Source organism: Advenella sp. S44, assembly GCF_002810445.1.
GTDB lineage: Bacteria > Pseudomonadota > Gammaproteobacteria > Burkholderiales > Burkholderiaceae_B > Advenella.
In genome coordinates this window covers 573,400-592,133 of record NZ_NEXS01000003.1, presented here as the reverse complement: position 1 = coordinate 592,133, position 18,734 = coordinate 573,400, and the positions used below count along the sequence as shown (strand labels likewise).

At 57.3% G+C, this 18,734-nt stretch carries 13 protein-coding genes; 2 read left to right on the top strand and 11 right to left on the bottom strand.

Annotated features, from left to right (window positions below):
• Positions 1–31: 31 nt before the first annotated feature.
• The 6 genes from CAP48_RS06755 to ispB form a co-directional block, all read right to left on the bottom strand.
• The gene (locus CAP48_RS06755) at positions 32–784 is read right to left on the bottom strand and encodes a flavin reductase family protein (protein WP_100695237.1); all 753 of its coding nucleotides are present in this window, start codon (positions 782–784) and stop codon (positions 32–34) included.
• 106 nt (positions 785–890) lie between these two features.
• Positions 891–2,750, bottom strand: a complete 1,860-nt coding sequence (gene ilvD / locus CAP48_RS06750) for a dihydroxy-acid dehydratase (RefSeq protein WP_100695236.1) — start codon at positions 2,748–2,750, stop codon at positions 891–893.
• Between the two features lie 40 nt (positions 2,751–2,790).
• Complete coding sequence (gene glnQ, locus CAP48_RS06745) at positions 2,791–3,519, bottom strand: glutamine ABC transporter ATP-binding protein GlnQ (protein WP_100695235.1); 729 nt, start codon at positions 3,517–3,519, stop codon at positions 2,791–2,793.
• On the bottom strand, positions 3,516–4,226 hold the full coding sequence (gene glnP / locus CAP48_RS06740) for a glutamine ABC transporter permease GlnP (RefSeq protein ID WP_100695234.1): 711 nt from the start codon (positions 4,224–4,226) through the stop codon (positions 3,516–3,518). The genes glnQ and glnP overlap by 4 nt, the downstream gene beginning before the upstream one ends.
• 140 nt (positions 4,227–4,366) lie before the next feature.
• Positions 4,367–5,128 carry a glutamine ABC transporter substrate-binding protein GlnH gene (gene glnH, locus CAP48_RS06735; protein ID WP_100696680.1) on the bottom strand — a complete coding sequence of 254 codons (762 nt, stop codon included), beginning with the start codon at positions 5,126–5,128 and terminating at the stop codon, positions 4,367–4,369.
• Between the two features lie 214 nt (positions 5,129–5,342).
• Positions 5,343–6,308, bottom strand: coding sequence for an octaprenyl diphosphate synthase (gene ispB, locus CAP48_RS06730; protein WP_100695233.1), 966 nt, complete (start codon positions 6,306–6,308; stop codon positions 5,343–5,345).
• 140 nt (positions 6,309–6,448) lie between these two features.
• Here ispB and CAP48_RS06725 point away from each other — a divergent pair, with 140 nt between their 5' ends.
• On the top strand, positions 6,449–7,369 hold the full coding sequence (locus tag CAP48_RS06725) for an ATP-binding protein (RefSeq protein ID WP_100695232.1): 921 nt from the start codon (positions 6,449–6,451) through the stop codon (positions 7,367–7,369).
• The gene (locus CAP48_RS06720; RefSeq protein WP_100695231.1) at positions 7,366–8,340 is read left to right on the top strand and encodes a Nudix family hydrolase; all 975 of its coding nucleotides are present in this window, start codon (positions 7,366–7,368) and stop codon (positions 8,338–8,340) included. The genes CAP48_RS06725 and CAP48_RS06720 overlap by 4 nt, the downstream gene beginning before the upstream one ends.
• A 135-nt stretch (positions 8,341–8,475) precedes the next feature.
• Here CAP48_RS06720 and epsC read toward each other — a convergent pair whose 3' ends face one another.
• The 5 genes from epsC to CAP48_RS06695 all read right to left on the bottom strand — a co-directional run bounded on the left by epsC (position 8,476) and on the right by CAP48_RS06695 (position 18,698).
• The gene (gene epsC, locus CAP48_RS06715) at positions 8,476–9,435 is read right to left on the bottom strand and encodes a serine O-acetyltransferase EpsC (protein WP_100695230.1); all 960 of its coding nucleotides are present in this window, start codon (positions 9,433–9,435) and stop codon (positions 8,476–8,478) included.
• Positions 9,436–9,668: 233 nt separating this feature from the next.
• Positions 9,669–11,105 carry an efflux transporter outer membrane subunit gene (locus CAP48_RS06710; RefSeq protein ID WP_153045658.1) on the bottom strand — a complete coding sequence of 479 codons (1,437 nt, stop codon included), beginning with the start codon at positions 11,103–11,105 and terminating at the stop codon, positions 9,669–9,671.
• Between the two features lie 164 nt (positions 11,106–11,269).
• Positions 11,270–14,395 (bottom strand): efflux RND transporter permease subunit, encoded by a 3,126-nt coding sequence (locus tag CAP48_RS06705; protein ID WP_100695229.1) that lies wholly within the window; start codon positions 14,393–14,395, stop codon positions 11,270–11,272.
• Positions 14,392–17,484, bottom strand: coding sequence for a multidrug efflux RND transporter permease subunit (locus CAP48_RS06700; RefSeq protein WP_100695228.1), 3,093 nt, complete (start codon positions 17,482–17,484; stop codon positions 14,392–14,394). The genes CAP48_RS06705 and CAP48_RS06700 overlap by 4 nt, the downstream gene beginning before the upstream one ends.
• Positions 17,481–18,698 carry an MdtA/MuxA family multidrug efflux RND transporter periplasmic adaptor subunit gene (locus CAP48_RS06695; protein WP_100695227.1) on the bottom strand — a complete coding sequence of 406 codons (1,218 nt, stop codon included), beginning with the start codon at positions 18,696–18,698 and terminating at the stop codon, positions 17,481–17,483. Before CAP48_RS06695 ends, CAP48_RS06700 begins: the two co-directional genes overlap by 4 nt.
• Positions 18,699–18,734 lie beyond the last annotated feature (36 nt).

Genomic DNA, 18,734 nt, shown 5'->3' with positions numbered 1-18,734 from the left:
CCGAGCGCCGCCGGCAACCGGGGGCGAATCGTCACAGTACTTTGGTAAACAGACGCCGACGGCTGATGACTTTGCCCGCAACCATGAATACGCCATCACCCGTATAGTGCAGCGTTTCGGGGTGCGCCGGCCTGGCTGCCACATGGGCCTTTACAATCTCAAAAATAAAATAGTTATATTTGTCTACCAGCACATCGTCATATAGCCGGCACTCGAACGCGGCATGACATTGGTCAATGAGGCGCGCGCTCACCGCTTGCCCGGGGTTACCTGTCAGGCCAAATTCGGAAAATTTGTCTACCTCGCTGCCGGTGCAATTGCCAACGCGACACACAATGTCCGTCAAGGCAGTCGTGGGCACATTGATCACACATTCACCGCTCTTGCGGATCATATCGAAACTGTGGTTTCCCGATGAAATCATGCAGCCAAATAAAGACGGCCCGAACTCCAGCACGCAATGCCAGCCCATGGTCATGATATTGTCACGCCCCTGCCAGTGCGATGATACAAGCACGATGGGACCCGGTTCAAGGTAACGCCGGGCATCGCCAACGGGAAAGTCTTTTTTGCTTATTTTGGGTGGGCGCTTGCTGGCTGTCAGGTCGGCATGCCGGCTTTTGCGGGTGTCAGATGCCACGTGTGCTGCGGATTGTCTGTTGGATCCAGACGAGCCTGCCGCTTTCTTGTTGGGCTCGGCTCGATCTGGCGCGTTCCGGCCCTGCCTCTCATTGGTTTTTCTGCCGGTTTTGGCAGATTCTGTCGTCTTGTGTTGCGTTGCCATCGCTAGTGCTCCCTGTCTGTGATTACAGCTGGAAAATGCGCAACGGCGGCCAAGACCGTATCAAGAACAGCGGCTGGGGAGAACCGGCCGCTATTCTTGCGTCGCGCTATCGGATCAACTGGCTGATGTCGCGCACTGCACCGCGGTCGGCCGAGGTGGCCATCGCGGCATAGGCTTTGAGCGCCTGTGATACATAGCGCTCACGATGCACCGGATGCCACGCGCTTTGGCCGCGATTTTCCATCTCGGCACGGCGACGCGTAAGCTCGGTTTCATCGACCGCCAGATTGATCGTACGATTCGCAATATCAATTTCAATCACGTCATCATCGTGCACCAGGCCGATTGTGCCGCCCTCTGCGGCTTCCGGAGATGCGTGCCCGATCACCAGGCCCGACGAACCACCCGAGAAGCGACCGTCAGTCAACAGGGCCGCCTTGGCGCCCAGCCCCTTGGATTTCAGGTATGACGTAGGATAGAGCATTTCTTGCATGCCCGGTCCCCCTTTGGGGCCTTCGTAGCGGATGATAACAACATGGCCTTCTGTTACCTTGCCACTCAGAATGCCGTCGGTAGCATCTTCCTGGCTTTCAAACACAATGGCCCGGCCGGTGAACTTCAGGATGCTTTCATCCACCCCTGCGGTTTTGACGATACACCCGTTTTCCGCGAGATTGCCGTACAGCACCGCCAGACCGCCATCTTGCGAATAGGCGTGCGCCTTGTCGCGGATACAGCCTTCGGCGCGGTCCAGGTCAAGCTCGGCGAACTGGCGGTCCTGACTGAAGGCAACCTGGGTGGGCACGCCGCCCGGAGAGGCCTTAAAAAATGTCTTGACCTCTTCGGTGGCATGGCCGCTATTGATATCCCACTGCTCAATGGCTTTGCCCAGCGTGCCGCTATGCGCATTACCGACATTCAGGTCCAGCAGGCCTGCTCGGCCCAGTTCTCCCAGAATGGCAATCACGCCACCGGCACGATGCACGTCTTCGATATGAAATTGATTGGTCGCCGGCGCCACCTTACAGACACATGGCACACGACGCGAGATACGGTCAATGTCTGCCATCGTGAAATCAACGCCCGCTTCCTGGGCAGCGGCCAGCAAGTGCAATACCGTGTTGGTCGAACCGCCCATGGCCACGTCCAGTGTCATGGCGTTTTCAAACGCAGCCTTGGTCGCGATGGAACGCGGCAATACAGAGGCGTCATCCTGTTCGTAGTAGCGCTTGCACAGTTCGACCACCAGGTGCCCGGCGCGTTCGAACAGCGCCCGGCGCCGTGCATGGGTGGCCACGATTGTCCCATTGCCCGGCAGGGACAGGCCCAGGACTTCGGTCAGACAGTTCATGGAATTGGCGGTAAACATGCCTGAACAGGAGCCGCAAGTTGGACATGCGTTACGTTCGACTTCATCGGTTTCAGCGTCCGACACAGTCGAATCGCCCGCCTTGATCATGGCGTCAACTAGATCGAGCTTGATCACCTTATTGGTTTCCGGGGCGAGCACTTTGCCGGCTTCCATCGGACCGCCGGACACAAAGACCACCGGGATGTTCAGTCGCATGGCAGCCATGAGCATGCCCGGGGTAATTTTGTCGCAGTTTGAAATACAGACCATGGCGTCGGCGCAATGGGCGTTAACCATGTATTCCACGGAATCGGCAATCAGCTCGCGCGAAGGCAGCGAATACAGCATGCCACCGTGTCCCATCGCAATGCCATCGTCCACCGCGATCGTATTGAACTCTTTGGCAACGCCACCGGCTGCCTCGATTTGCCGTGCCACCAACTGCCCCATATCTTTCAGGTGCACGTGCCCCGGAACAAACTGGGTAAAAGAGTTAACAACGGCGACGATCGGCTTGCCGAAATCGCCGTCTTTCATACCTGTGGCGCGCCACAAGGCACGCGCGCCAGCCATATTACGACCGTGGGTCGAGGTTTTGGAACGATATTGGGGCATTTCTGACTACTTCCTGGAAAAGAACGGGAAACCTTGTAATTTACACCACATGTTGCAGAAAGTCTTTCAAACGCTGGCTTGGCGGTGAAGTCAACAATTCACTCGGTTTGCCGTCATGAGCAATCTTGCCATCATCGATAAAAAGCAGGCGGCTGCCGACCTTGCTGGCAAAGTCCATTTCGTGTGTAACGACTACCATAGTCATGCCTTCTTCGGCCAGATCCTTCATCACTTTGAGCACTTCATGGCGCAGCTCCGGATCCAGCGCCGAGGTGGGCTCATCAAACAGCATCAGCAGTGGTTTGACCGCCAGTGAACGGGCGATGGCCACCCGCTGCTGTTGCCCGCCGGACAGCTCGCTCGGGTAATGGTTCATTCTTTCGCCCAGCCCTACCTTGTTCAGCAGTGCGATGGCTTCGGTGCGCGCCTGCTGCTTGGATACGCCGCGCGACTCAAGCGGGCCAAACATCACATTTTCCAGCGCCGTCAGTTGCGGAAAGAGGTTAAATTGCTGAAACACCATGCCTGCCTCACGGCGCAATTCCCGCACCTCGGCCTTGGTGCCTCGCACACTGAGTTTGCCAACCCGGATGTCGCCTCCCTGGATGGTTTCAAGCGCGTTGATGCAGCGCAGAAAGGTGGATTTTCCTGAACCGGAAGGCCCGACCACGACCACGACTTCGCCCTTTTCAATACTCAGACTGATATCGTTCAAAATTGTATTGTCGCCAAATTTTTTGACGACGTTTTCAAATGTGACCATGCTCATACGTTACGCATCCTGTGTTCCATGATTTTAAGGACCAGCGCGATCAGCCCGTTCAGAATCAGGTAAATGACGGCGACGGCGCCCCAGATTTCTACCGCGCGAAAATTGCTGGCCATGATTTCCTGGCCCTGACGCGTCAATTCGGCCACACCGATCACAATGAACAGCGACGAATCCTTCAGGCTGATAATGCACTGGTTACCCAGTGCAGGGATCATGCGACGAAACGCAACCGGCCAGATAATTTTCAGCAGAATGCGATGAAAGGACAGGCCCATAGATTGTCCGGCCTCGAAGAGTCCCTTGGGAACCGACTGCAGCGCGCCCCGCACGATTTCAGCAATGTACGCCCCGGAGTTGATGATCAGGGTGGCAATGGCGGCCGACATCCCGTCGACACGCAGATCCATGAGCAGGGGCAGCGCAAAATAAATGAACATGACCTGCACCACGATCGGCGTGCCTCGCACCACCAAGACATAAAGCTGCGCAACAAGGCTTAGCAAGGGGCCCAGAATGCCGATAATCGGATTGCGGGCGATGGTCTGGGCGGAAAACAATGACGGAACATAGGCTCTTATCACACCTGTGATAGCACCAAGAAGTACGCCGCCAAACAGCCCCCAGAACGTGATTTTGATCGTGACCCAGGTGCCCGCCATCAGGCTGGGCAGCGCGTCTTGAATAACAGAAAAGTCAAAATCCATGTGTTAATCCTGTTTCAATAGTAAGGAAGCAGAAATACAAAAATCCGGCGACTGTATCCAAACGGGAACAATCACCGGATTGCAATATACAGCGTTGCTGCAAACCGCAATGTATTGTCATACATTGGGAACGCGGGTCGTTACTTCACTGCCTGACCAAACCATTTGGTATAGATTTTGTCGTATTCGCCGTTCTCTTTCAGTTTCTTGAGCGAGGCGTTGACCTTTTCAACCAGATCGCTGCCCTTGGGGAAAGCAATGCCATAGAAATCGCCGCTTTGTACAGACCCGGTCACAAGCACCTTGCCCTTGCCACCAGTATTGGCGTAGTACTGTACATTGGGCGTATCGTGGACAACGGCATCGACACGGCCCGTTGCCAAGTCAAGAAAAGCGTTATCGATATTGGGGAACAGTTTTACCTGCGCGTCAGGCACTTCTTTTTTCAGAAAGTCTACAGTCGCCGTGCCGGTTTTGGCCGCGACCTGCTTGCCCGCCAGATCTTTGGCGGTTTTGATGCTGTCCTTGTTCTTGACCGAGGTCAGGATGGCAATACCGCTTTCATAATAGGGATCAGAGAAGTCAATGACCTTTTTGCGCTCATCCTTGATGGTGATGCCCGCCAGTGCAACGTCAATATTCTTGGTTTGCAGGCCCGGAATAATTCCATTGAAATCCATGGGCTGCAGGCGATACTTGACACCCATGTCGTTGGCCAGCGCTTCCCACAACTCAACGTCAAACCCGACATACTTGCCGTCCTGCTTGAATTCAAAGGGCACAAAAGCGGTATCGGTGGCAACCACAAGTTCTTTGTCCTGTGCCTGAGCAACGGTTGTTGCCGGCACGGCCAGCGTGATGGCAAATCCCAGCAAGGCTGCTTTCAGTTTGTTCTTGATCATCTTGAACCTCTTGAAAATGGTATTTAAATCCCGGCCGTTTGCCGCCAGGCTGGCCGTGAACACGGTTTTACCCGCTAACTATAACTCAATTTTCAGCATGCGCGCACAAGCAAATTTGCCACTCAGGTAAACCCTGAGCGGCAAAATCGGTACTGGAAAAATCAACAACGGGCCGGCGCGACGGCACGGGCCACGCTCGCAGGACCAATGACTATCAGCGGTCTCGCTCGGTGGCGAAAGTGCAGAACGCCAGCAATGAGGCTTTGAAATCGGTGTCGGGAAACGCCTGCAGGGCTGCTCTGGCCCTTTCGGCTTCTTCGCGAGCCACTTCGCGTGTGTATTGCAGGGCGTCTGTATCGTTGATGGCGCGGGCTACCTCGGCAAAGTCGGCTTCGCCGGTCTCGATAGCCTGATGAATGAGTGAACGCTGCTGGGGCGTGCCTACCTGCATGACACGAATCAGCGGCAGCGTCGGTTTGCCTTCGCGTAGATCATCGCCCACGTTCTTGCCCAGCGACTCAACATCGCCGGTGTAATCGAGCACGTCGTCAATCAGCTGGAAAGCCGTACCCACATGGCGCCCGTAGTCGGCAGCCGCCTTTTCCTGCTCGGGCACGGCGCCGGCCAGCAAGGCGCCGGTTTGCATGGCGGCCTCAAAAAGTTTTGCGGTTTTGTAGCGAATAACCTGCAGGTAGCGATCGACGGAAACGTCGGGATCGTGCACATTGAGCAGTTGCAGCACTTCTCCTTCGGCAATGACGGTGGTCGCAGCCGAGAGCACCTGCATGATTCGCATTGAATCGAGCTCTACCATCATTTCAAACGACCGGGAATACAGATAGTCGCCCACCAGCACACTGGCCGCATTGCCAAACACCGCATTGGCTGTATCGCGGCCGCGCCGCATATCGGACTCATCAACGACATCGTCATGCAGCAACGTAGACGTATGAATGAACTCCACCACCGCAGCCAGCGTGTGGTGCGCCTGTCCCTGATAGCCGAAGGCGCGCGCGGCCATCAGCACCAGGGCAGGACGCATGCGTTTGCCACCTGCCCCGATGATGTACTCACCGATGGTACGAATAAGAACAACGTCAGAGTCGAGTTTCTTGCGGATTACGCCATCCACGGCGCGCATATCTTCGTTGATGGGACGAATAATCTCTGGGAGGTTCAAGGCAAATCCTGAAGCAGAAAAGGGAATTAACTCACGACAAGCCCTGATTATATTCCAGCCCGCCACCAGAAACAGACAAAGGCCTTTTTTTGATGATAATGTATGCATCTTGATCGCTATTGACTACATAGGACACGCAAGTGAGCAGCCCCGATTCCACACCCGACCTCTCTTCCCTGATCGAACGTGCAGACCAGGTCTTGCGCCAGCTGGCCGCCTGGCTGCCGCCAGCGCCACCGCCGATAGACTGGAGCGCCCACGCCTTTCGCTGGCGACGCAAGGGAGCAACTGGCTGGCTCGAAGCTGTCAGGCATATTTCCGTTATTCACAAGGACGACCTGCTGCATATTGAACGCCAGCGCGACATCATTGATCGCAATACGCGCCACTTCCTGCAACATAAACCGGCCAACAATGTGCTCATGACCGGCGCGCGCGGGACCGGCAAGAGTTCGCTGGTCAAGGCCATGCTGGCGGAATACGCCCCGCAGGGCCTGCGACTGATCGAAATGGATAAATCGGATCTGGCTGACCTGACCGATCTGGTCGATATTGTCGCCGGCCGGCCGGAAAGGTTCATCATTTTCTGTGACGATCTGTCCTTCGAAGAAGGCGAAGCCGGCTACAAGGCGCTCAAATCGGTACTGGACGGATCCATCGCCTCGGCCGGAGACAACGTGCTCATTTATGCAACCTCCAACCGTCGTCATCTGATGCCGGAATATATGCACGAAAACCTGTCTACCAAGCATCAGTCGGACGGGGAAATCCATCCGGGCGAAACCGTGGAAGAAAAAATCTCGCTGTCCGAGCGCTTTGGCATATGGCTATCGTTCTATCCGTTTCGCCAGGACGACTATCTGGATATTGTCGCGCACTGGCTGCGTGAGCTGGGCTGCCCGGCCCAATTCATTGCCGAAAGTCGCACCGAAGCGCTGCAATGGACACTGGAGCGAGGCTCCCGTTCAGGCCGCGTCGCACGGCATTTTGCCCGCGACTGGGCCGCCAGGCATATGCCGGAAACTGCCAATACACAGCCTGAGCATGGGGCCGGGCAATGAGCGAAACAAAACCGTATATCAAAGTGGTCGTCGGCGTCATCCTGAACACCCAGACGGGTGAAATCCTGCTGGGCCAGCGCCCCAAGGGCAAACCGTGGGAAGACTGGTGGGAGTTTCCGGGCGGCAAGATTGAAAACGGCGAAACGCAGAAGCAGGCGCTGGTTCGTGAGCTGAAGGAAGAGCTGGACATTGATGTACACAGTTGCACGCCATGGGTCACGTTTACCTACGAATACCCGAAAACCGTGGTCAACCTGGCGTTCTGGCGTGTGACCGGCTGGGTAGGCACGCCCAAATCACAGGAAGAGCAGCAGCTGGCCTGGACGACGCCGGCCAACGCGGCCAATCTGGGCGAACTGTTGCCCGCTTCCCTGCCGCCGCTGCGCTGGCTGACCCTGCCTGAGCAATATGCCGTCTCGGGCCTTGGCGCTGCGGATAACAGCGAAAACTGGCTGGCTGGCCTGCAACAGCAACTGGACCAGGGGATACGGCTGGTGCAATTGCGCGAACCAGCCTGGCCCGAAGGGCCTGCGGCTGCCAGCCTCAAAACCATCTTTGAGCGCGCCATCGCGCTTTGTCATGCTGCGGGCGCTCGCGTGCTGATCAATAGCGTACATCCAAAAGCGTGGTGGAAACTGGCCGATGGCGTACAGTTGCGGGCGCAGGACGCCATGCTGGCCGATGCACGTCCGCTACCCCGGGAACACTATCTTGTCGGTGTCTCGGCCCATAATCTGGCCGACGCGCTTTACGCCCAGGTACTAGGCGCCGACTTTGTGGTGCTGGGACATGTGCTGGATACGCCGTCGCATCCTGATCAGCCGGCGCTGGGCTGGGCTCAGTTTGCCGACATCGCACAAGAGGCCGGATTGCCAGTATATGCCATCGGCGGCCAGTCCCAGGCCACGCTGGATACGGCTCACGAGCATGGCGCGCACGGCATAGCGGCCATACGCGGCCTGGCCGGCTAGCCGCAGCGGCGCGCCGGAGCGCACTGCGCTGCCAATGCCAAGCCAGCCATTGCCGATTGACCCAGAAGCCGCAATTGAAAAATGCCTGCATGAGCAAGATCATGCAGGCATGGTGGCATTCAGAGCGGCCGGGGTTTAATCACAATTGCCATTGAACAGCGCTTCTTTGTTGCTGGAGGATGCCTGACGGACGAAGCAGCCCGGGGCCACATCGTGCGTCAGCCACACGTTGCCGCCCACCACGGCGCCCTTGCCGATAGTCACCCTGCCCAGCACGGTTGCTCCCGCATAAATAACAACATCATCTTCCACGATTGGATGACGCGCGATGCCTTTGCTCAGATCGCCGTTGCTGTCTGTGGGAAAGCTCTTTGCGCCCAGGGTCACGTTTTGGTACAAGCGCACACCTTCCCCGATGATGGCGGTCTCGCCAATGACAACCCCCGTTCCGTGGTCGATAAAGAACCCCGGGCCGATCTGTGCTCCCGGATGAATATCAATGCCGGTTTGTCCGTGCGCCAGTTCGGCCACAATACGCGCTACCAGCGGGACACCCAGCGAATACAGGCAATGCGCCAGGCGGTGGTAAACCATGGCAAGCACACCCGGATAGCAAAGCAATACCTCATCGACGCTCTTGGCGGCCGGGTCGCCCGAATATGCCGCATAGACATCGGTATCCAGCAAGGCGCGCACGCCGGGCAACTTGCGGGCGAACTCCCGCACAATCCCGACTGCCCGCTGCTCCAGCTCGACAGAATCACAGGCGTCATTGCGATATTGATGGCGCACTTCGAGCCGCACCTGCGTCACCATTGTATTGAGGGCAACGCCGATGGTATGGCCCACATAAAAATCTTCATTTTCCTGCAACAGATCGTTGGGGCCAAGACGCATGGGAAACAGTGCGCCAATCAGCAACTTCAATGCTTCATTGACGATATGTGGCGATGGAAGATGGCGACCGCCTTTTTCGCTGAGACGATTCTGGTCGCTTCGCCACTTCAGGCGTGCATCACGCAGGCCCATCACGATTTCATCAAGGGGGAACGTCTGGGGATTGACCGAGGAAGACTCGCATTTATAAATTGGCATAGCAGTAAAACCTGTTTGAAAACGGGATAAAAAGCGATATAGATATAACGATTTTTACCACACTATTGCAGGGCTGCCGCAAGAACCCTTTTGCCAGCAGGGCATTTGCCAACACCCGGAATGGCGCAGACGTCCAGCGTAACGCGGATCGACAGCCAGCATCGTCCTTTGCGCACGCGGTGCCGGACGTACCCCAAAAATCAACGGTCCGTGGCTCAGCGCTCCCTTTTACACTAAGGTGCCGGTCGGCTAAACAGCGCTTGCCGGTCCCAGCCCCCGCCCAGCGCCGCAATCAGTTGCACGCTGGCCTGCAGGCGCTGGCTTTCCAGCTGCAATGCCATCTGTTCGGCCGAATACGCGGTTGACTGAACCTGGGCCACGCTCAGATAATCGACCAGGCCGGCCAGATACTGGTTCTGCGTGATGGCCAGAGACTGGCGCGCGGCGTCCAGGGCGCGTATCTGCGCCGCCTGCTGGCGTTCCAGCACCCGCAAGGTACTGATGGCGTCTTCAACCTCCTGCAGCCCGGTCAGTACGGCTTGGCGATAGGTTGCCACTTCGGCGCGATAGGAAGCCTTGGAGGCATCGACCGCCCCGGCCCGCGCCCCGCCATCGAGCACGGTCATGGCAAGCGCAGGCCCCAGTGACCAGAATTGCAGCGGAGAAGCCAGCCACTGCGCCAGCGTGGTTGTGTTATTGCCGGCGGAGCCGCCCAGCGTCAGGTCAGGAAACCAGGCAGACTGCGCCACACCGATCTGTGCATTGGCTGCGGCCACACGTCTTTCGGCCGCGACAATGTCCGGGCGTTGCAGCAAAATCGTCGACGGTATCCCCACTGGAATCGACGGGAAGTTGACATCGTAGGCCTTCGCTTCGATAGCAAAGGCCGACGGCGGCTGGCCAATCAGCACGGCAATCGCATGCTCCAGCAGGCTGCGGTCCGCTTCGATGGCAATAGCAGACGCGCGCGCACTTTCAAGCTGCGCCTGGGCGCTAACAACATCGGCGCGGGCGGCCACGCCCTGTTCATAGCGGTTCTGGTTGATCTGAACCGAGCGTTCGTAGGCACGCACATTGGCCTGCAACAGGCGCTTGCGTTCATCCAGCATACGCAGGGCAAAATACTGCTGGGCAAGGGTTGACTGCATGCTCAGACGGGCGGCAGCGACATCAGCGCGGCTGGCCTGTTCATCACTGCTGCTGCTTTCATACTGCCTGCGCAGCTTACCCCACAAGTCGGCTTCCCATTGCAGGGAAAACGAACCATTTACCGTATTGCCGATACCACCGGCGGATTTGACGCGATCCCCCGAAAGACTGAACCCGACAGAGGGAAAGAACGAGGAGCGTGATTGCGCCGTTGCCGCCACCGCTTGATCGTAACGCGCAATGGCCTGGGCCAGTGTCTGGTTGGACACATCCAGGCGACCGATCAGATCGTTCAGCATGGGGTCCTGATAGCGCTGCCACCAGCTGTCGCTGGCCAAAGGTGCGCCAGGCCTGGCCTGGACCCAGCCCTGGGCCGACTTGAAACTGACGCCGGTATCCTGTTGCGGCACGGTGTAATCGGGCCCCACCGCACACGCAGCAAGCAAAAGCAAGCAGGCCGCAGCGGTGCCCAGACGCAAGGACCGGAACAAGGGACGTTCTGCATAGCTGATATTTTTCATAAAATACAATTCACAATTTACGATTCACGATTCAATTGACAATCAACGATTCGCCATCCACGACTTACAATCCACGGTTCACGATCCACAGTCCACGATCAGCGGTTCACGATTCACGGTTCACGGTTCACGGTTCACGGTTCACGGTTCACAAATCATAATAATCATTCGCCAGGACGCGGTGCGACATCGCCCCCGCCTGCAGGCAACCTTTTATTTTTGCGGCGTCGCTCAAAAGTATGACGCAGCCTGTCAAGATAAATATACACGACGGGTGTGGTAAACAGTGTGAGGATCTGACTCAGGATTAGCCCGCCCACAATCGCGACGCCCAGGGGCTGGCGCATTTCCACACCGGCGCCGGTGGCCAGGATCAGCGGCAGCGCGCCAAACATGGCCGCCATGGTGGTCATCATAATGGGTCGAAAGCGAACAATGCAGGCCTCGTAGATCGCCTCTTCCGGTGGTATATTTTTTTCGCGTTCCTGCGCCAGCGCAAAATCCACCATAATAATGGCGTTTTTCTTGACGATGCCGATAAGCAGGAAAACGCCGATCAGCGCAATGACCGTAAATTCCATATCGACCATCAACAAGGCCAGCAGCGCGCCGACGCCGGCAGACGGCAGGGTCGACAAAATGGTCAGCGGATGCATGTAGCTTTCATACAGCATGCCCAGAATCAGATACATCACCACCAGCGCCCCCAGGATCAGCAGGGGCTGGCGCGACGACGACTCCTGAAAGAGCTGCGCGTTACCGCCGAATCCGGCCTGAATTTGGTCGGCTGGCAGGCCGATGCGGGCCACGGCATTTTCAATCGCCGTGCTTGCCTGTTCCAGCGAGACCCCTTCGGCCAGGGAAAAAGACACCGAATCGGAAGCCATCAGGCCCTGATGAGATACCGACAGGGGCGAGGTGCCGATCTTGAACGAAGCAAAGGCCGACAACGGCACGAGCTTGCCGTCCGAGGCGATAATCTGCACGGTCTTGAGCACTTCGGGATCCTGGGCATATTTGACATCGATACCCATGACCACCTGGTACTGATTCAGCGCGCTATAAATCGTAGAAACCTGACGTTGGCTGAACAGATTATTCAATACACCGGCAATCGTGGACATCTCCACATTCAGACGCGTGGCGCTTTCGCGGTTGATGACCAATTCAATGCGCCGCCCTTTCTCCTCGGCTTCGGACTGGACATCAACCAGCTCGGGCAGTGTCGCCATGGCCTGCCGTACCTGTGGCACCCAGGTGCGCAATGTATCCAGATCGCCTGAGAGCAGATCATACTGATATGAGCCGGCCGAGTCTCCGCCCCGTCCCGTGCGGATATCCTGCTGCGGCACCAGCGACAGCCTCGCCCCGGGGATTGTCGGTAAAGACTTTCTCATGTCATTGATAATCTCGGTGGCCGATTGCGTACGCTCGGCAAACGGCTTGAGCTGGATCAGAAAGAAACTGCTGTTGCTGCCGCCACGGCCGCCGGAATAGCCCGAGACGGTGTCCACGTTGGGGTTTTGCACGATCGCCTTGCGAAAGGCTTCCAGCTTGGGCACGGCAGCGGCGAAAGACGTGCCCTGGTCTGCGCGGAAAAAACCCTGGATCATGCCGGTATCCTGTTCGGGAAAGAAGCCCTTGGGAACGGCAGTATAAAGATAAACATTTAACACAACTGTGGCCAGCAGCGTCAGTAAAGTCAGAAAGCGAAAGCGAATGGCAAAACTCAGCATGCGGCCATAGCCCCTGACAAGCCCATCGAAAAATGAATCCCACATGCGCTGTATGCGATTCTTGCGCAGATTCGGCTCATGGCGCAGCAGCTGCGCACACATCATGGGTGTGAGCGTGAGCGAAACAATCAGCGACATGCCGATAGCCACCGACAGCGTCATGGCAAATTCAAGAAACAGCCTGCCAATCAATCCGCCCATAAACAGCAGAGGAATAAATACAGCCACCAGCGACACACTCATGCTGACAACCGTGAATCCCACTTCACGCGCCCCGACCAAGGCTGCGCGCATGGGATGCATGCCTCGCTCAATATAACGCATGACATTTTCCAGCACGACGATGGAGTCGTCCACCACAAAGCCGGTAGCCACAATCAACGCCATCAGCGACACGGTATTGAGCGAGTAGCCCAGGAAATACATGAAAATAAAGGTGCCCAGCAGCGAGATGGGTACCGAAATGGCCGGTATCAAGGTGGCGCGTATTCTTTGCAAAAACAGCATGACCACCACGATCACCAGCAGCACCGCAATTACCAGCGTCAGTTCCGCCTCGTGCAGCGCGGCCCGGATGCTTGGCGTACGATCCTGCGCCACGTCCAGCCTGACCTGCGGCGGCAGCAGCTCGGCAAGATCGGGCAGCATGTCGTTGACGGCATCAACCGTCTGAATGATATTGGCATCGGCCTGACGGCGTACCAGCAACACGACCGCCTGCTGGGTGTTGTAAAACCCCCTGTTGTACAGGCTCTCGGTCGAATCATAGACATGTGCCACATCGCGCAGGCGCACAGCACTGTTCCCGTTCCAGGCCACGATCAGGTTTTCAAAATCTTTGGCATAGCGCAATTGCCCGTTGGTGGCCAGTTGCCAGTGATAGTCGTTATTGTCCAGGAACCCTTTGGGCCTGACCGAGTTGGTTGCCGCCAGCGCATTGCGAACCGTGTCCAGCGAGATGCCCATGCTGTTGAGCATATTGGGATTCAGGTCAACACGCACCGCAGGCAAGGAACTGCCGCCCACGGTCACTTCGCCCACGCCGCGCACCTGCGCCAGTTTCTGCGCCAGAATGGTGGAGGCCAGGTCATACAGCTCGCCCTGGCCAAGCAAATCCGAGGTCAGCGCCAGCACCATAACCGGGGTCGACGACGGATTGACATTACGATAGGTGGGCGGCTGCTTCATGCTGCTGGGCAGCAGCGGCCGCGCCGCATTAATAGCAGCCTGAACCTCGCGCGCTGCCGTGTGCACATCCTTGTCCAGATCAAAGATCATGAAAATAGAGGTGGAACCTTCTGAACTGCTGGACTGCATCAGGTCAATGCCGGCAATATTGCCCAGCGAGCGCTCCAGTGGGGTAGCCACACTGGAGGCCATGGTTTCCGGACTGGCCCCGGACAATGAGGCGCGCACCACAATGACCGGCGAGTCCAGCGTAGGCAGCGGCGAGACAGGCAGCAAAAAAAAGGCGACCATGCCCATCACTGCCACGGCCAGCGCCAGAAGCGACGTGGCCACTGGCCTCAGGATGAACGGGCGCGACAGACTCATAACTCGGACCGCGCTGCCATATCAGATGGCCTGGGCTTTTTGACCAGCCTGTCAAACATCAGATAAATGACAGGTGTCGTAAACAGCGTCAGCAACTGGCTACAGATCAGGCCGCCAACCATGGTCAGGCCCAGCGGCTGGCGCAATTCGGCACCGGTGCCGGTAGAGAGCATAAGCGGAATCGCCCCGAACAGCGCGGCCAGCGTCGTCATCAGAATGGGCCGAAAGCGCAGCAGCGCCGCCTGATGAATTGCCTTGACTGGCGAGAGCCCATGATGGCGCTCGGCGTCCAGCGCAAAGTCAATCATCATGATCGCATTTTTCTTGACAATACCGATCAATAGAATGATCCCGATGATGCCGATCATGTCCAGCTCATTGCCCGAGATGATGAGCGCCAGTAGGGCCCCCACCGCTGCCGATGGCAGCGTAGACAGAATGGTCACCGGATGAATATAGCTTTCGTACAGCACGCCAAGCACGATGTACATGGTAAAGATCGCGGCCAGCAACAGCCATAGTGTGCTCGAAAGCGAGGCTTCAAAAGCCTGTGCTGCCCCCTGGAAACGCATTTCCACGGTGGACGGCAGGCCGACTTCCTCCTTGATTTCGTTGACACGCTGCACCGCATCGGACAGCGATGCGCCTGGTGCCAGATTGAACGAGACCAGCGCGGATGGAAACTGATCGACCCGCATGATTTCCAACAGCTCCTGACCCGGTACGATCTGGGCCATCTGGGTCAATGCAATCGGGGCACCGTCGGCGGTCTTGATATACACCTGATCCAGGTCGGCCGGGTTATCGCGGAAATTTTCGGCCACTTCCATCACGACCCGATACTGCGCCGCCTGGGTAAAAATCGTCGATACCAGGCGCTGGCCGAAGGCGTTATACAGGGCCTCGTCAATTTGCGCCATCGTAATGCCATAGCGCGCCGCCGCATCGCGGTCCACCTTGACCAGGGTCTGCAAACCATTGAACTGGAAGTTATCAGTGACGCCGGTCAGGCTTTTTTCTGCCGCCAGACGCTTAACAAAGACCGGCACCCACTGGCGCAACTGATCGGCATCCAGGCTGGACAGGCTCAGTTGATATTGCGTGCGGGCGACCCTGGCGTCAATGGTCAGGTCCTGTGCGGCCTGCAAATAGACTTTCATGCCCTGCACTTCGGATGCCCTGTCTGTCAGTCTGCTCATCACATCTGTAATGCTGTCGCGATCTGCCGTCGGCTTGAGCTCAACCTGCATTCGGCCGGTATTGAGCGTGGCATTGGAGCCATCCACGCCAATGAACGAGGATACAGAGGCGACAGCCGGATCGGCCTCGACGGCCCGGGCCACCTGCACCTGTCGCTCGGACATCATTTTGAACGAGGTCGATTGCGGCGCTTCGGTGATGATCTGTATCATGCCGGTATCCTGCTGCGGAAAGAACCCCTTGGGTATCCACAAATAGAGCAGAACCGTCAGTAAAAAGGTGCCCAGCGCCACCAGTAGTGTGAGCGTCTGATGGCGCAGCACAACGGTAAGCATGCGGTCATAGCCGGCAATGACCCGATCAATCGCCTTGCCCATGGAGTGATGCAGCCGACTGTCCTCATACGCCGATTCAGGCTTGAGCATGCGGGCGCACATCATTGGCGTGAGCGTCAGCGAAATCACCAGTGAAATAATGATAGCCGTGGCCAGCGTAATGGCAAATTCGCTGAACAGCCTGCCGATCACGTCCCCCATGAATAGCAGCGGAATCAGCACGGCGATAAGCGAGACGGTCAGCGATATCAGAGTGAAGCCGATCTCGGCCGATCCCTTTAGCGCCGCCTGCATCGGCGATTCGCCCTGCTCGATATGGCGGGCGATGTTTTCAATCATCACGATCGCATCGTCAACCACAAAGCCGGTAGCGATAGTCAGTGCCATTAGCGTCAGGTTGTTCAGACTGAATCCCATCAGATACATGACGCCGAATGTGCCGACAATCGATAGCGGCACCACTATGGAAGGAATCACGGTCGCGCTGAAACTGCGCAGGAACGCGTAGGTGACAATAATCACCAGCAGGATCGCCACCAGCATTTCATTCTGCACATGATTGATGGATTCGCGAATGGTTTCCGTGCGATCAGCCACCATTTCAACTTCCAGCGACGCGGGCAACGCCTGCCGCAACTGCGGCAAAAGCGTCTTCACATTGTCGACCACGTCAATCACGTTGGCCCCCGGCTGACGCTGGATATTGAGCAAAATGGCCGGTTTGTCGTTGATCCACGCCGCCTGGCGCGCATCCTCGGCCGATTCGATTGTGTTGGCCACATCCTTTAGGCGCAGCGGCGCGCCATTGTTGTAGGAGAGGATCAGATTATTGTATTCGTTTGCCGTTTTGACCTGGCTGTTGGCATAAATGGTCGTGCCGCGGCGCGGGCCGTCGATATTGCCGGTGGGCTGGTTGACATTGGCCGCCGTAATTGCGGTGCGCACATCACCCAGCGTCAGTCCGTTGGACGCCAGGGCCGTCGGGTTGACCTGGATGCGCAGCGCCGGCCGCTGCCCGCCGGCAATGCTGACCAGGCCCACACCGGATATCTGCGACAGTTTCTGCGCCATGCGGGTCTCGACCAGATCGCGCGCTTCATGCAAGGGCATGTTTTCAGAAGAGATCCCAAGCGTGACCACCGGTCGGTCTGCCGGATTGACCTTGTTGTACACCGGCGGCATGGGCATATCCGACGGCAGCAGGTTGGATGCCGCGTTAATTGCCGCCTGCACCTCCTGCTCGGCCACGCTCATTTGCACATCCAGCCCGAATTGCAGTGTGACCACCGAAGCCCCGCCCGAGCTGGACGAGGTCATCTGCAATAAACCGGGCATCTGGCCAAACTGGCGCTCCAGCGGCGAGGTCACCAGCGAAGCCATGGTATCGGGCCCGGCGCCGGGGTACAGCGAGACGACCTGGATCGTTGGATAATCGACTTCGGGCAGGGCAGACACCGGCAGCAGACGATAGGCAACCAGTCCACTAAGAAATATGGCGATCATCGCCAGTGTTGTTGCCACCGGCTTGAGAATGAATGTCCGGGAGATATTCACTTGACGATCTCGACTTTGGCTCCGTTGCGCAGGCGATCCACCCCTTCGGACACGACCTGTTCGTCTTCAGCCAATCCCTTCAGAATCTGGGTATAGCCGCTATCGACAACACCAAGTTCAATCTGCCGGGTCTCAACGGTATTGTCTTCTTTTACCACATAGACATAGGCGCCACGGGAACTGTTCTGAATTGCATCGGACATAACCACCAGCGCGTCTGGCACTTCACGCACTTTCAGTTCCGTATTGACAAACTGGTTGGGAAATAGCGTCTCGTTTTCATTGGCAAAGGTCGCCTTAAGCCTGACCGTGCCCGTTGTGGTATCCACGGCGTTATCCATTGAAGTCAGTTCACCTTCGGCCAGTTGCAGCTTGTTGTCGCGATCGCGCAATATGACCTGAAGTTTCTCGCCCTTATACAACGGACCGGTGACATCCGGCAGCCAGGATTCGGGCATGGAGAAGACGACGGCAATGGGCTGCACCTGTGTAATGGTCACGATGCCGTCGGTAGACCCGGCCGAGACCAGGTTGCCCACGTCCACCGTACGCAAGCCCAGGCGGCCGCTGATCGGCGCACGCACAGTCGTATAGGTCAGTGACAAACGGGCGTCATCCACTGCTGCCTTGTCATTCTGTGCCTGACCCTCATACTGGCGCACCAGCGATTGTTGCGTATCGACCTGCTGGCGGGCGATCGAATCTTGCTTGAACAAGGTCTGGTAGCGCTGCAAATCACGCTTAGCATTAGCCAGCAGTGCCGCGTTCTGTGCCTGCGAGCCCAGCGCCTGCTGCAGCGCCACTTCGAATGACCGGGGGTCGATCTGCACCAGCACATCTCCCTCATTAACCTTCTGGCCTTCGGTAAAGAGAATTTTTTCTATCGGACCATCAACCCGACTGCGAACCGTTACGGTATTGAAGGCGGTGACGGTGCCCAGTCCACTGACACTGACGGTCAGGTTTTTTTTCATGACCGGAACCACGCTGACTGGCGTTGCCACGGCGGCCGAACCATTGCGGCCGCCACGCGCGCCTGCACGAGCGCCCTGGGCGGGCGGCTTGCCAGCCTGCGGCGCGGTTGTCGCTTTACCTGCCGGCTTTTGGCCTGCACTGTGCTGCCAATAATAATAGCCTGCACCAGCGAGCACCAAAAGGATAAGCAGGTATATGAATTTACGGGACTTTCTATTGGTGCTAGTGGGGGCCGGCATGGGTATGAAAACGCTTCTTCTTTGTAAAGCCTCTAT

Excerpts from the sequence above, each read along its gene's own strand:
- ilvD (WP_100695236.1), bottom strand. The coding sequence starts at position 2,750 with ATGCCCCAATATCGTTCCAAAACCTCGACCCACGGTCGTAATATGGCT.
- CAP48_RS06705 (WP_100695229.1), bottom strand. The coding sequence starts at position 14,395 with ATGAGTCTGTCGCGCCCGTTCATCCTGAGGCCAGTGGCCACGTCGCTT.
- glnQ (WP_100695235.1), bottom strand. The coding sequence starts at position 3,519 with ATGAGCATGGTCACATTTGAAAACGTCGTCAAAAAATTTGGCGACAAT.
- CAP48_RS06710 (WP_153045658.1), bottom strand. The coding sequence starts at position 11,105 with ATGAAAAATATCAGCTATGCAGAACGTCCCTTGTTCCGGTCCTTGCGT.
- CAP48_RS06695 (WP_100695227.1), bottom strand. The coding sequence starts at position 18,698 with ATGCCGGCCCCCACTAGCACCAATAGAAAGTCCCGTAAATTCATATAC.
- CAP48_RS06720 (WP_100695231.1), top strand. The coding sequence starts at position 7,366 with ATGAGCGAAACAAAACCGTATATCAAAGTGGTCGTCGGCGTCATCCTG.
- glnP (WP_100695234.1), bottom strand. The coding sequence starts at position 4,226 with ATGGATTTTGACTTTTCTGTTATTCAAGACGCGCTGCCCAGCCTGATG.
- glnH (WP_100696680.1), bottom strand. The coding sequence starts at position 5,128 with ATGATCAAGAACAAACTGAAAGCAGCCTTGCTGGGATTTGCCATCACG.
- epsC (WP_100695230.1), bottom strand. The coding sequence starts at position 9,435 with ATGCCAATTTATAAATGCGAGTCTTCCTCGGTCAATCCCCAGACGTTC.
- CAP48_RS06755 (WP_100695237.1), bottom strand. The coding sequence starts at position 784 with ATGGCAACGCAACACAAGACGACAGAATCTGCCAAAACCGGCAGAAAA.